This is a genomic window from Chloroflexota bacterium, from assembly GCA_011322445.1.
GTDB lineage: Bacteria > Chloroflexota > Anaerolineae > Anaerolineales > DRMV01 > DRMV01.
Map to the genome: position 1 here is coordinate 1 of DRMV01000046.1, position 13,797 is coordinate 13,797.

The window sequence follows — 13,797 nt, forward strand, 5'->3', positions numbered from 1 at the left end:
GTTCAGCCCGGGCGTAGGGGGTAAATTCCACAGCCCGGGCTAATTCTTCGGGGCGTTCCCGCAACACCCGAAAGAAGTTGACCACTTCCCCGTCCAGGTCGTTGTAAACCTCGATGGGGGCGGGAGGCTTCCGCAACAGCACCCCTGCGCTCCCGCCGAACACTTCCACGTAGGTCGTGTGGGGCGGGAAGTGCTGAATGATCCACGGCGCAATCTTCCACTTCGCGCCGTGGTAGCGCAGGATGGGGGCAGGGGGTGCAAGGGTGGTCATGGTTGCTCTACGCAAAAAGCCCCGCACGGCATTACGCCGCAGGGGGCTGGTTGGTTCCCTCAGATGCGGACGCTTCTTCTTGGTCTTCGGACTCAATGAGACCAAGCAATTCCAAAGCCTTTATCTTCACGCTGTAGCCAATGGGAAACTCCGCAAGGTAGCCCTTGCGCGCCAGGTTGTGCATGGCGCACAGTTTCTCGCTACCCCAGGCGTCCAGCAATTTCTCCGGTACAAAAAAGAGCATGGTGATGGCGCTTCCCCTATCCATCCGTACAATAGCCATGACGAACTCTTCCAGAACTTGGCGCTCAAAGGGAGTAAGTTCTTCTGACATAAAAGTCTCTTCCAACAAAGCAAACTCGGGGCGGGGGCGTCAGGGCGAGGAGGGCGCCCTGACGCCCCCTTTCAGGAGGTGAGCCTGGTTTGGCAAGGTGGGCTGGGGGGCAGCGGGAGGGACGCCGCCCCCCAAGACAGGAAGTGGAACCCCGCCCCGCCGTGGCCCGGAGTGAGGGGGCGCCCCGGTAGGCGAGCGGGGCAGGGAAGCGCCGCCTTGCCGTTGCCAGAGTGAGGGGGGCACCCTGGATACCCCGTACAAGGCAGCAAAGTGAGCCAGCGTTTTGGTAAGGTGGGGCTTCCAGGCGCAGCCCACGAGATTTCACAGTGTAGTGGTTTACCTCTCCAGGTGCGAGGTGGTGGGATTGTAGCAAACTTGTTGAACTCTGTCAAGAGTATTTACCATCTTTTCCAATAAAAAGGCGGCGTAAAAGCCGCCTCTCAAAAACTCAAATCTCAAGCCGGAGTTTAATGCTGTCGTCTGTAGGCCGATAGGGAAGGGTGCTTAATTAGATTTGGTTGTCCATATTCATCAACTAATGGGCTGCCTGATTTAATACCGAAATCTTTTCGCGTCTTGTGTAGGGCAGCCAAGTAAGCCACTCCCGCTTCTTCCAACAAAAGACGATAGCCGCGCTCCATAACCTTTATGACATGGGTATAACGTCGTACCCAAGCCAAAATAGTGTGCCGTTGCACCCCATACTTCCTTGCCGCTTCACTCACGGTAATAGCCTGCCCCTCCAAATGCGCGAAGTCCTCCCGCCTGATTTGGCGCAGGCGGGCGTTGATGTCGTCCCCGTGGTCGTCTTGGGGGGTGGGGGCAATCTCGACCACTTGACCGTCCTGAGTTACGGCAATGCGGAGGGTTTGGTCAAACATACCTGATAGGATTTTACCCGCTTCCGCACGCTTTAGCAACTCAGCCGCCGAGAGGCCGGTTTGCGCCGCCGCTTCTTCCGGCGTGAGGAAGCGGAACGGCGACACCTGGGTGAGGGGGAGGGCTACCATAGGGTTACTCCTGATGGGGCACCTGATACACAAACGCCCACGGACTTCGCCGCGGGCGCTTTGCTGGCAGTGCGGGGCGAAGCCCGCTTTTTTATTTGAGGCTCCTCGGGCAGGACTCGAACCTGCAACCTAGCGGTTAACAGCCGCCCGCTCTGCCGATTGAGCTACCGAGGAACGCAGGGCAGATTATATGCAAAAGCCGCTTGCATGTCAACGATTTGGCAGGCGGTTTTTGGGAATTGGGTTTAGCCCCCTTCCCCGCCAAACCGCTTCTGCCATTCGTATAGCCGATTGAGGGCTTCGATGGGTGTCATGTTGTTGATGTCTAAGGCTTGCAGTTCTTCCACCAACGGGTTGGTTTCGGGGAAGAGCGCCAGTTGCCGCGGGGTTTCGGGGGAAAGCCGTACCGCCCGCCCCGATGAGGCTTCCAGTTCCCGCAGAATTTCGTTGGCTCGCTGGATCACCGGTCGCGGCATCCCCGCGAGTTGGGCGACGTGGATGCCGTAGGAGCGGTCGGCGCCGCCGGGAACGATTTTGTGCAGGAAGACCACCCTGCCCTCGGCCTCGCTCACTGCCACATTGTAGTTCCGCACGCCCGGCAGCAGGTCGGCCAGTTGGGTCAGTTCGTGGTAGTGGGTGGCGAAAAGGGTCTTGGAGCGCAGTTTGGGGTGGTTGTGGATGTATTCCACCACCGCCCAGGCGATGGACATGCCGTCGTAGGTGCTGGTGCCGCGGCCGATTTCGTCCAGAATGAGCAGGCTACGGGAGGTGGCGTGGTGCAAAATGTTGGCGGTTTCGATCATTTCCACCATGAAGGTGGACTGCCCCGCGTGAATTTCGTCCTGCGCGCCGATGCGGGTGAAGATGCGGTCCACCAGGCCAATGCGGGCTTTGCGGGCAGGCACGAAGCCGCCCATCTGCGCCATCAGCACGATGATGGCGACCTGCCGCAAATAGGTGGACTTGCCCGCCATGTTGGGCCCGGTGAGGATGCGGATGCGCTCGCCTTCCTCGAACACCGTGTCGTTGGGCACAAAGCGCTCGCCTTCCAGCGTGCGCTCGACCACCGGGTGACGGCCATCGTAGATTTCCAGGACATCTTCTTCGACCACTTCGGGGCGGGTGTAGTCGCCTTCCACCGCGGCTTCGGCCAGGGAAGCCAGGACGTCCAGCCGCGCCAGCGCCCGTGCGGTTTCCAGCAGGCAAGAAGCATGGGAAGCGACATCCGCGCACACGTGCTTGAACAGGCGGGCTTCCAGCGCGTGGATGCGCTCTTCCGCGTTCAGCACTAACGCCTCGTATTCTTTCATTTCGGGCGTGATGTAGCGCTCGGCGTTGACCAGCGTCTGCTTGCGGATGTAGTGCTCGGGCACCAGGTGGGTGTTGGCTTTGGTGACTTCGATGTAATAGCCAAAGACCTTGTTGTAGCCCACCTTGAGGTTTTTGATGCCCGTGCGCTCGCGTTCGGCCTTTTCCAGGTTGGCGATGTAGTCGCGGGCGTGCTGTGTGCTTTCCACGATGCCGTCCAGTTCCGCGGAAAAACCCGGGCGAATCACGCCGGTATGCTGCAGGGTCGCGGGCGGCTCTTCGGCCAGGGCGCGGTTGAGCAAATCGAGCACTTCGGGGCAGGCTTCCGGTCGGGGGAAGCCCTCAGGCTGTGCTTCGGCCTGGGCCAGAGCGTCCTGCACCGCGGGCAGGCGGCGCAGGGTTTCCCGAATGGCGACCAAATCGCGCGGCTGCGCGTGGCCGGAAAGCACGCGGTTGGTCAACCGTTCCAGGTCGCCCAGCGGCTTGAGCGCCTGGCGCAGTTCGGCGCGCAGCAGGCCGTGCTCGTAGAGGAAGGCGACGCTTTCCTGGCGGCGGCGGATGCGTTCCACATCCAGCAGGGGCTTGCCCACCCACTGCCGCAGCAGCCGCTTGCCCATGGGCGTGACCGTGTGGTCGAGCACGCCCAGCAGGGAACCCGCGACCCGGCCTTCCCGCAGGGTTTCGGTGAGTTCCAGGTTGCGGCGAGTGGCTGCGTCCAGCACCATGAATTCGTCCAGGCTGTACGTGCTCAGGCCGGAAAGCAGGCCGGACGCTTCGGGCTGGGTTTCCCGCAGATATTGCACCAGTGCGCCCGCGGCGCGCACGGCCAGGGGCTTGCCCCGGAGGCCAAAGCCGTCCAGGGAAGCCACGCCGAAGTGGGCGCGCAGGGTTTCTTCCGCACGTCCCGGCTCGAAGCGCCATGCTGGCCAGGGCGTGGCATGCCCCGGCGCGTCGGGCGGCAGGGAGAAGCCTTCGGGATGCAGGATTTCCGCGGGGCGCAGGCGCAGCAGTTCGGCGCGCAGCAGGCTCTGCGGGTCGTCGGTGACGATTTCCGTGGCTGCGAATTCCCCCGTGGTGATGTCGGCATAGGCAATGCCCAGGCGGCGGTCGTCGGCGGTGAGCGCGAGCAGGTAGTTGTTGCTTTCCGCGGGCACCAGGTTGGGCTCCAGCACCGTGCCCGGGGTGACCACCCGCACCACTTTGCGCTGCATCAACCCCTTGCCCGGCTCGCCGATTTGCTCGGCAATCGCCACGTGGTAGCCCTTGGCAATGAGTTTGGCAAGGTAATTTTCCACCGCGTGGTAGGGAATGCCCGCCATGGGCACCCGCACACCCTTGGCAACGTTGCGGGACGTCAGCACAATGTCCAGTTCCCGGCTGACGATTTCCGCGTCGCGGTCGAAGGTTTCGTAAAAATCCCCCAGGCGGAAGAACAAGATCGCGTCGGGGTATTGGCTTTTGAGTTGCAGGTATTGTTTGCGAATGGGGGTGACACCGTCTTTGTTCTTGGGCATGGCTTCATTCTAATACAGAACGAGGGGAACGCAAAGGAGCGCATGGCTGCGGCGGAATGCAAAAATGCCGCGTTGCGGGGGCGCAGGGTGGCGCGGCGCTTTGCTGGGGCGGCAAGGCGAAGGGCTATCGGACGCTGTCTTCTGTTATAATTGTGGTCACACAAAACCAGGAGGAACAAATGGCCGGGAATATCAAATTCGGCACCGACGGCTGGCGGGGACGCATAGCCGAAGACTATACTTTTGCGAACGTGCGGCGGGCAGCGCAGGGCTTTGCCCGCTATTTGCTGGAAAACGGCAGGCAGGGCGAATGGGTGGTTGTAGGCCACGACAAGCGCTTTCATTCTGAAAACTTTGCTGCCGCGGTTTCAGAAGTGTTGGCTGCCAACGGCCTGCGGGTTTACCTCACCGATGGCGCCACGCCCACGCCGGTGATTTCCTACTCGGTGGTGGATAAGGGCGCAGCCGGCGCGGTCAACATCACGGCTTCCCACAACCCCCCCACCGACAATGGCTTCAAGGTGCGCGACGAGCACGGCGGCGCAATTGACCCCGAGGGCCTGAAGCGCATTGAGGCGCTCATTCCTGAAGACGAAAGCGGTGTGCAGCGGATGCCCATCGCCGAGGCCGAAGAAAAGGGCCTGGTGGTGCGCTTTGACCCCGCGCCTGCCTATATCGAGCACATCAAAACCCTGGTGGATTTGGAGCACATCAAATCCGCGGGCTTCAAGGTGCTGGTTGACCCCATGTGGGGCAACGGCGCGGGCTGGTTCACCCGCCTGCTGGAAGGCGGCAAGACCGTGGTGGAAGAAATCCACAACATCCGCAACCCCATTTTCCCCGAGATGAAGCGCCCGGAGCCGATTCCGCCCAACATCAACGTGGGCTTGCAGGAAACCGTGAAACGCGGCGCAGATGTGCTGCTCATCACTGATGGCGACGCCGACCGCCTGGGCGTGGGCGACGAACACGGCCAGTTTGTCAACCAGTTGCGGGTGTACGCCCTCCTGGCGTATTACCTGCTGGAAGTGCGCGGCCAGCGCGGCCCCATCGTGAAGACCATTTCCACCACCACACTGCTCAACAAGTTGGGCAAGCGGTATGGCGTGCCGGTTTACGAAACCGGCGTGGGCTTCAAGTATGTTGCGCCCAAGATGCTGGAAGTGAATGCGCTCATCGGCGGCGAGGAATCCGGTGGCTATGCCTTCCGGGGCAACGTGCCCGAGCGCGACGGCATCCTCGCGGGCCTTTACATCCTTGACATGATGGTAAAACTCAACCGCAAGCCCGCGGAACTGGTGGAACTCATCTTCCAGGAAGTCGGTCCCTCGTATTACGACCGCATTGACACGCCCTTCACTGGCGACCGCCACCCCATCGAAGAACGCGTGCGCAACGCCAAACCGGAAACCATCGGCGGCTTGAAGGTGACCGGTTTCCGCACCATCGACGGCTATCAATTCATGCTGGAAGACGGCGGCTGGCTGCTGATTCGCTTTTCCGGCACGGAGCCGCTGCTGCGGGTGTATTGCGAAACCACCGAGGCCGACCGTGTCCGGCCTATTCTGGAAGATGGCCTGCGCATTGCCGGGCTGAAAGATTAGCAGGCAGCGCTCCACGATGCTGGTCGACAGCCATTGCCACCTGTACTTCGACGCCTTCGACGAAGACCGGGCGGAGGTGATTGCTCGCGCTCGCCGCAACGGCGTGAAAGTGATGCTCAGCCTGGGTGTGGATGTTGCCTCGTCGCGCGCCACAGTGGCCCTGGCCGAAGCGCACGAAGGCATTTATGCCGCGGTGGGGGTGCACCCCAACGACGCTGTACGGGCGTGGGAAGGCGAGCGCACTCTCCAGGCTTTGCGGGCGCTGGCGGTTTCCCCCAAAGTGGTTGCCATTGGCGAAATCGGCCTGGATTATTACCGCGACCGCACGCCGCGCCCGCTGCAATGGCATGTGCTTCGCCAGCAACTGGATTTGGCCGCCGAACTCGGCCTTCCGGTGAGCATTCACAATCGGGAAGCCACCGCCGATTTGTTTGACATTCTGCGGGAGTGGGTCGACGACTTGCGGGAAGAGGGCAGCCCCTTGGCCGAGCGCCCTGGCGTGTGGCACGCCTTTGGGGGGAGCGTGGCCGAAGGGGAAGAGGCCATTGCCCTGGGCTTCCGCTTGGGCATCGGTGGCCCTTTGACCTTCAAGAACGCCCCCGAGCGGCGAGAAGTGGCCGCCGCGTTGCCCTTGCAAGCCTTGCTGGTCGAAACCGATGCGCCTTTCCTGGCCCCGCACCCTCATCGCGGCCGTCGCAACGAACCGGCCTACGTGCGCCTGGTGGCAGCACGCCTGGCCGAGGTGCACGGCCTCACTTTAGAAGAGGTTGCTGCCGCAACCTCACGGAATGCACGCCAACTTTTTCAGTGGAGAGACGTCGTTTGACCACGGTATCTTTTCTCGAACCGGTACAAGAAAGCCTGCAGGCCGTGGAAGACCTCATGCGCCAGCAGGCTGCCGAACATCACCATGACCTGGATGCGGCTTTGCAGCATTTGCTTTCCGCGGGCGGTAAGCGCCTGCGCCCGGCGCTGGTGTTGCTGACGGGGGAAATGCTGGGCGCGGACCGCGAACGGTTGCTGACTTTAGCGGCTGCGATTGAATTGTTGCACACCGCCACCCTGGTGCACGATGACCTTATCGATGGCGCACTCTTGCGCCGCGGCATTCCTACCTTGAATGCGCATTGGTCGCCTGCGGCCACGGTGCTCACAGGCGACTTTATGTTCGCACGCGCGGCGCGCCTCGCGGCGCTGGCTGGCTCGGTAGAGGTGATGCAACTTTTTGCCGAAACCCTGGCAATCATCGTGGACGGTGAAATCACCCAACTTTTTGATGGCCCTGGCCTGGCCGACCGGGAAGCCTACTACGGCCGCATTTACGCCAAAACGGCTTCCATGTTTGTGCTGGCAACCGTGGCGCCGGCTCGCCTGAGCGGGGCGGGGGAAGACGCGATGGCTGCCATGCGCCGCTACGGCCATGACCTGGGCATTGCTTACCAGATTGTGGACGATATTCTGGATTTCACCGGTGACCAGGCGCGGTTGGGTAAGCCGGTGGGCAGCGACCTGCGCCACGGGCTGATTACCATGCCGACGTTGTGCTATCTGGAAACTCACCCCGAGGATGAAGATCTGCGCAGCATTTTGGAAGGGGAGGGGCTGCCCACAGAGCGAATGGACGCGCTCATTGGCCGCATTCGCACCAGCGGCGCCATTGCCCAGGCCGCCGAAGACGCCCGCCGTTTCGCTCGCAGCGCGGTAGAGGCTCTGGACGATATGCCGGAAGGCGCTCAACGGGCTGCGTTGGCAGCGGTGGCCGATTACATTGTAGAACGCGATTTTTAGCCGGAGTGCTTGGCTTTCGTGGTATCAGGGTAAAAGATGTTTGGATGGGAACGCCCCCTTTGAGGTTCTGTAACCCTCGTTGAAAAAGCGAAACGCCTGCATGTACCATGCAGGCGTTTGTGCGTCTTTGGGGAAGGGGAGGTTACGCGGCAGGCATCGTGCGAATATCCTCGAATTTTTCGACCAGTTCTTTCAGGGCGTCCCGCACTTCATCTTCCGTCAAACCTTGCAGTTTGATGGTCAGCAGGGCGTTGGACGTATCTTCGCCCGAGAACGTGCCCAGCGAGATGATGTAGCCGCCTGCTTCGGCGATGGCTTTGGTGATGAGGGCCAGTTCGCCCCGCACGTTGGGCACCAGAATGGACACCCGCACGCCGGGCGCGCGTGCACCCATCATTTCCAGCAAGATCTTGAAAAGGTCGGTTTCGGTGATGATGCCCACCACTTTGCCGTCGCGCACGACGGGCAGGCCGCCGATTTTGTTATCGGCCATGATGCGGGCGGCTTCTTCGATGGGGGTGTCTTCGGTGATGGTGACCACGTCTTTGGTCATCACATCGCCAACGTTGATTTTGCTGAGCAGGTAGTTGATTTCCCAAACGCTCAGCGTTGTGGCTGCTGAAGGGGAGGCGTTGAGCAGGTCTTTGTCTGAGACGATACCGACGAGTTTGCCCTTTTCGTCCACCACGGGGGTGCGGCGGATATGTTCCACCCGCATGAGGTTGAGGGCATCGACTACCGGCATGTCAGGGGGAATGGTGATGACGGGGTGAGACATACGATCGCCGACGAGCATGGTTGACCTCCTGAGAGAAGCAGACCGCCAAAGCGGCATGGACGAGTTTTTCTACTTACAGTGTACCGCACAAGTCAAGTTGTGAAAAGTGACACAAATAACATGTGGCCTTTTTTATAAGCCCAGGTAGGCTTTTTGCACGTCGGGGTTGCTGGCCACCGTGCGGGAAGGCCCTTCGATTTCGATGCGCCCTTCAGCGAGCACGTAGGCGTAATCGGTCACGGCCAGCGCCATTTGGACGTTTTGTTCCACCAGCAGCACCGTGATGCCGGTTTCCCGCAGCTTTTTGAGGCTTTCGAAAAGTTGCAATACCAGGAAAGGAGCCAACCCCAGCGAGAGTTCGTCGATCATCAGCACTTTGGGAGAGGCCATGATGCCCCGGGCCACGGCCAGCATTTGCTGTTCGCCGCCGCTCATGGTGCCCGCTTTCTGGTTTTGGCGGTCTTTCAAGCGGGGGAACATCTCGAACACGAGTTCCAGGTTGCGATTGTAGTCGGCGCGGGCGCGTTTGGGGGAAGCCCCCATCGCCAGATTTTCCAGCACGGTCATGTGGGTGAAGAGCTGGCGGCCTTCGGGCACCAGAATCAGCCCGCGGTCGGCTTTGGCGTGGGGCGGCAGTTTGCTGACGTCTTCGCCTTCGAAAAGCACCTGCCCCTGCCAGGGCCGGTTGAGGCCCATGATGGTGCGCAGCAGGGTGGTTTTCCCCGCACCGTTGGCGCCGACCAGCGAGGTCATGCTGCTTTCTTGCAGGGCCAGCGTGATGCCCCAAAGAATTTGCACTTCGCCGTAGCCGGAAGTTACATCGCGCAGTTCCAGGATAGCCATACGCATTCCCTCGTTATGTGGGTTGCTTAGTCGCCTTGCAGCAGGCGCTCGGCGAGTTTGGGGTCGCCCAGGTAGGCCTGAATGACCCGCTCGTTGTTCGCAATTTCCTCGGGGGTGCCTTCGGCAATCAGTTTGCCGAAGTCCAACACGAGGATGCGGTCGGAAACGTTCATGATGGCACTCATGACGTGCTCGATCATGATGATAGTGATGCCGCGATCGCGAATGGCTTTGACCGTCTCCACCATTTTAGCGATTTCCGACGGGTTGAGGCCGGCCAGCACCTCGTCCAGCAGCAACAACTTGGGGCGAGAAGCAATGGCCCGGGCCATTTCCAGCCGTTTCTTTTGGGCCACGTTCAGGCTTCCAGCGAGTTGGTCGGCCTTTTCGGCCAGTCCGACGAATTCCATCACTTCGTCGGCGATGGCGGCGGCGTGTTTGAGATTGGCGTTGGCGTGGCCGAAGCAGGCCCCGACCATGACGTTTTCCCGCACGCTGAGCTCGTTGAGGGGGCGCACAATCTGGTGGGTGCGTGCCAGCCCCAGGCGGGCCAGGTGGTACGGCTTCTTGCCGGTGACGTCGTGGCCGTCGAAGATGATGCGCCCCTCTTCGGGTTTGTAAACGCCGTCGATGACGTTGAAGAGGGTGGTTTTTCCCGCCCCGTTGGGGCCGATCAACCCGAGAATTTGCCCTTCCGGCAGGTCGAAGGTCACTTGCGTCAGCGCCTGGAGGCCGCCGAAGCGTTTGGTGACGCCCTGAACTTGGAGAATCATATCAACCACCTCCGAACCTTAGCGTAGCGTTGGCGCAGCCAGCCGACCAGCCCGCGCGGGATGAAGAGCACGATGAGCAGCAGCAGCACGCCGGAAATGGCAAGTTGCAGGTTTTTGAAGAGCGGGCTAACCAGCAGGTAGTCGCGCAGGGTTTCGTAACCTCCGGCGCCGACGATGGGCCCCAGCACCGTGCCTTGACCGCCGAGCATGATCATCACGATCATTTCAATGGATGTGCGTAGCGGGAAGGCCAGCCCCGGCTCGATGGTGCCGTTTTTGAAGAAGTACAGCGCGCCCACCATCCCCGGAATGATGGCCGAGAGCACGAAAGCCCAGTTTTTGGCCGCGGGGGTGATTACGCCCATGACTTCGGCGGCGTCTTCGTCTTCCCGAATGGCAAGCAGCCCCAACCCAAATTTGGAGGTGCGTACCCAGTAACTGACCACCGTGACCAGCAGCGTCAGGCCGATCATGATGTAGAAGACCAGTTCCAGTGCGTGCATGGCGCCGCCGTAGGCTTTGTAGACGGAAAAGTTGAGCGTCATGCCGGTGGGGCCGCCAAAAGGCTGGAAGTTGTTGATGAAGGCGCTGACGGCTTCGTTGATGCCGATGGTTGCCAGCGCGAAGTAGGCCCCACGCAGCCGCAGAATGCCGACGCCCAGCAGGTAAGCCAGCAACCCGGCGGCGATGCCGCCCGCCAGCAGAGCCAGCCAGAGACTCCAGCCCAGCACGTTGATGGTGTAAAAGCCTATATAGCCGCCGAAGCCGAAGAACACGACATGGCCGAAACTGACATACCCGGTATAGCCCAAGAGGATGTTCAGACTGGAAGCCAGCGCAATCGCGCTCAACACGGTGAAGGCGGTTTCGCGATTGAGGGCGTCTCCTGTGATGATGGGCCACAGCCCAATGGCGAGGACCACAGCCAGGCTGAGCCACAGGCTTGCATGTTCGCGGAGTTTTTCGCTCATTCTTCCCCTCCAAACAGACCGTTGGGTTTGACGAGCAGGATGAGCACAAAGAGCACGAATTCCAGCACCGGCGTCCAGGTCGTGGGCATAGCCATCGGCACCAGCCCTTCAATGACGCCCAAGATCAACCCGCCGAACAGCGAGCCTACCGGGTTCCCCAGGCCGCCCAACACGCCGATCACGAAACTTTTGAGTTCGTAGCTCCCGCCCGAGAGGATGGTGAAGGGGAAGAAGGTGGCAATCAGACCGCCCGAAACGGCTGCCAGCAGGGTGCCCAGCCCAAAGGTCAGCGCCAAAATTTGTGCGGAAGGCACGCCGACGATTTCCGCAGCGTCACGGTTGTCGGTGACGGCGCGGATGTAGCGGCCTGGGCGGCTGTATTTGAGAAAAAGGAACAGCCCTATGGCTACCAGGGTGGCAACCAGGGCTGCAATGAGGCGGGTGGTGGTGACCACGGTCACACCAAATTGAATGCTACCCAGGTCAAGGGGAATGTTGCGCGGCGTTGTGGTGAAAACGGCGGTGCCTACACCGAGAATCACCATGTTGACCGCATAGGTTGCCAGAAGGGTCGAAAGTTCTGGCGCGTCAATGACTCGGTGGACGGCAATGAAGTAGATGATGATGCCGAAGATCAGCCCCAGGAAAGCCGTCAGCACCAGGGCAAGGTAAGGGTGCACGCCCAGGCCGACGAAGAGGTAATACACGCTGAACATCCCCAACGCAATCAATGAACCGTGGGACAGGTTGATGACGTTCATCACGCCCCAGATCAGCGTCAGCCCCATGGCGGCGATGCCATACACGAACCCTAAAAGCAAGCCGTCGATGAGGGAACGAAGCAATGCATCCATCATAAAGTGTTCTCCGCAAGGGGGATAGGGGGATAAAAAGCCTCCCTCAGAGGGGAAGTCACCCTCTGGGGGAGGCTAAGGGAGACCACGCGTTTAGTGTTGCAGGGGGTAAAGGGGCGCGGCCGTCGCGCCTTCTTTCGGCCAGACCACCTCTTTCACCAGTTTGCCGTCTTTCTTCTGCCACTGGATGTAGATCATCTCGTGGCCGACCTGCAAGCCGTGCGAGTCGGTGGTGTTGAACTTGATGTGCCCGAAGAAGGTCAAGACGTCCATTTTGTCGAGTGCGGCTTTCACTTTGTCGGCATCGATGGAGTCGGCATCCTGGATGGCCTTTTGCAGCACCAGGCCGGCCGCGTAACCGCCTGCCGAGTGATAGTCGGGGTCTTCGTTGTAAGCCGCTTTGTAGGCTTTGACGAATTCAGCACTGGTGGGGCCGAACCAGGTCAGGCCGGCGGCCTTGGCCGATTCGGGCGAGTAGTTGGCGCTGGCTTCCCACTGGCTGGGGCCTACCACGCCAAGCGCTGCATCACCCAGGTCGGCGAAACTCGGGTCGGGCGGGGCGACCAGCAGGGCGAGGTATTTGATGTCCAGTTTCTTTTCGTACAGCTGGCGGGCCAGGGTCGAGCCATCCTGGAAGTGACCGCCGCCCATCACGGCCTGCGCGCCGCTATCCTGAATCTTGTTGATGAAGGCGCCGAAGTCGGTGGTGCCCTTGTCGTAGCCTTCGAACATCACCACATCGTAGCCTTTCTGCTCAGCGTATTCCTTAGCGGCCTTCACCACCGCGGTGGAGAACTTGCTGTTTTCGTACACGAAGGCGACTTTCTTGAGGTTGGGGTCGAGGCTCTGCAGCAGGTCCACCGCACCGGTCAGGTAGTGGCTGGCGGGGGTGTAGAGCTGGTACACCCGCTCGTAGCCCTTCTGGAAGATGGAGTCCGAAGCGGCACCGGTCGCCAGCATGACCTTGCCGTATTGCTCGGAGATGATGGCTGCCGAAGCCGTCAGGCCGCTGGAGTAAGGGCTGATGAGGAAATCGGCCTTGTCTTTGGTGACCAGGCGGGTGTAGAGCTGTTGCACCTTGTCGCCGCTGCTTTCATCGTCGTAAGAGACGGCCTTGAACTTCACCACGGTCCCATCGCTCAGTTTGATACCGCCGTTGTCGTTGACCTGCTTGATCCACAGGTCCAGGCCGTCGCTCTGGCGGGTGGATTCTTCGTTGTACTTGCCTGTTTTGGATTGGGTGAAACCAATGGTCACCGTCACGACCTTGGCGCTCGGAGCCTGGGTTGCCTCGGCCGGTGCCTGGGTGGCTTCGGCTGCGGGTGGCTGGGTTGCCGGCGCTTGCGTCGCCTCGGGAGCGGTTGTGGGCGTTGCCGTTTTGGCGCAAGCAGCCAGGGCCATACTGGCCACCAGCAGAAGCCCAAGAAGAAGGTAAAGTTTCCGTCGCATCTTGCTCCTCCTTAGTTACGTAAAGGGTGAGGATAGGAACAGACTGCCGGGGCTTTGCGCCCCGCGTCCATTTTAGCAGCCTTTGGCTATGGGCAGGGGGAGGGGAGCGTAAAAAATGAATAAAAATGCTTCTAAGGTAGGGGAAGGAAAATGGGCTAAGACTCTATCCGAAAAATCGGAAAGGAGTTGAAAAAGAAGGCGTAACCTGCTAAAAAGGGTGTCCCAAAACCACTTTAGCGAGGTTACGCCATGCGCAGAAATCCTAACACAAAACCAGCCAGCCCGGACTATTTTCGTGTA

General features: G+C 60.6%; 13 protein-coding genes and 1 tRNA gene. 3 read left to right on the forward strand and 11 right to left on the reverse strand.

Translation table 11 applies throughout. The features are described 5' to 3' along the window. From ENJ54_09925 to mutS, 5 genes are all read right to left on the reverse strand, one after another. Positions 1-271, reverse strand: a 271-nt coding sequence (locus tag ENJ54_09925; GenBank protein HFC10149.1) for a DNA adenine methylase, incomplete at its 3' end; no start/stop codon positions are given. A 31-nt stretch (positions 272-302) separates the two neighbouring features. Further along, positions 303-605, reverse strand: coding sequence for a hypothetical protein (locus ENJ54_09930; GenBank protein ID HFC10150.1), 303 nt, complete (start codon positions 603-605; stop codon positions 303-305). A 467-nt stretch (positions 606-1,072) separates the two neighbouring features. After that, positions 1,073-1,615 (reverse strand): hypothetical protein, encoded by a 543-nt coding sequence (locus tag ENJ54_09935; GenBank protein HFC10151.1) that lies wholly within the window; start codon positions 1,613-1,615, stop codon positions 1,073-1,075. A 98-nt stretch (positions 1,616-1,713) separates the two neighbouring features. Then, positions 1,714-1,789: transfer RNA gene (locus tag ENJ54_09940), tRNA-Asn, on the reverse strand. 71 nt (positions 1,790-1,860) lie between these two features. Further along, positions 1,861-4,437: a DNA mismatch repair protein MutS gene (mutS, locus tag ENJ54_09945; protein HFC10152.1), complete on the reverse strand. Its 2,577-nt coding sequence runs from the start codon at positions 4,435-4,437 to the stop codon at positions 1,861-1,863. 179 nt (positions 4,438-4,616) lie between these two features. Between mutS and ENJ54_09950 the strand changes: the two genes are divergently transcribed. The 3 genes from ENJ54_09950 to ENJ54_09960 are packed head-to-tail and all read left to right on the forward strand — an operon-like array spanning position 4,617 to position 7,829. Further along, positions 4,617-6,041 carry a phosphoglucomutase/phosphomannomutase family protein gene (locus ENJ54_09950; GenBank protein HFC10153.1) on the forward strand — a complete coding sequence of 475 codons (1,425 nt, stop codon included), beginning with the start codon at positions 4,617-4,619 and terminating at the stop codon, positions 6,039-6,041. Between the two features lie 16 nt (positions 6,042-6,057). After that, positions 6,058-6,867 carry a TatD family deoxyribonuclease gene (locus ENJ54_09955; protein ID HFC10154.1) on the forward strand — a complete coding sequence of 270 codons (810 nt, stop codon included), beginning with the start codon at positions 6,058-6,060 and terminating at the stop codon, positions 6,865-6,867. Beyond that, positions 6,864-7,829, forward strand: coding sequence for a polyprenyl synthetase family protein (locus tag ENJ54_09960; protein HFC10155.1), 966 nt, complete (start codon positions 6,864-6,866; stop codon positions 7,827-7,829). The genes ENJ54_09955 and ENJ54_09960 overlap by 4 nt, the downstream gene beginning before the upstream one ends. 142 nt (positions 7,830-7,971) lie before the next feature. On the opposite strand, the gene ENJ54_09965 is transcribed toward ENJ54_09960, so the two are convergent. The 6 genes from ENJ54_09965 to ENJ54_09990 all read right to left on the reverse strand — a co-directional run bounded on the left by ENJ54_09965 (position 7,972) and on the right by ENJ54_09990 (position 13,497). Then, a complete protein-coding gene (locus ENJ54_09965; protein ID HFC10156.1) occupies positions 7,972-8,625 on the reverse strand; it encodes a CBS domain-containing protein in 654 nt (217 codons plus the stop codon). Positions 8,626-8,739: 114 nt separating this feature from the next. Then, positions 8,740-9,450, reverse strand: a complete 711-nt coding sequence (locus ENJ54_09970) for an ABC transporter ATP-binding protein (GenBank protein ID HFC10157.1) — start codon at positions 9,448-9,450, stop codon at positions 8,740-8,742. A 26-nt stretch (positions 9,451-9,476) separates the two neighbouring features. Further along, positions 9,477-10,223: an ABC transporter ATP-binding protein gene (locus ENJ54_09975; GenBank protein HFC10158.1), complete on the reverse strand. Its 747-nt coding sequence runs from the start codon at positions 10,221-10,223 to the stop codon at positions 9,477-9,479. Continuing rightward, positions 10,220-11,194 (reverse strand): branched-chain amino acid ABC transporter permease, encoded by a 975-nt coding sequence (locus tag ENJ54_09980; GenBank protein HFC10159.1) that lies wholly within the window; start codon positions 11,192-11,194, stop codon positions 10,220-10,222. The genes ENJ54_09975 and ENJ54_09980 overlap by 4 nt, the downstream gene beginning before the upstream one ends. Further along, a complete protein-coding gene (locus tag ENJ54_09985) occupies positions 11,191-12,051 on the reverse strand; it encodes a branched-chain amino acid ABC transporter permease (GenBank protein ID HFC10160.1) in 861 nt (286 codons plus the stop codon). Before ENJ54_09985 ends, ENJ54_09980 begins: the two co-directional genes overlap by 4 nt. A gap of 90 nt (positions 12,052-12,141) precedes the next feature. Then, positions 12,142-13,497, reverse strand: a complete 1,356-nt coding sequence (locus ENJ54_09990) for a branched-chain amino acid ABC transporter substrate-binding protein (GenBank protein HFC10161.1) — start codon at positions 13,495-13,497, stop codon at positions 12,142-12,144. Positions 13,498-13,797 lie beyond the last annotated feature (300 nt).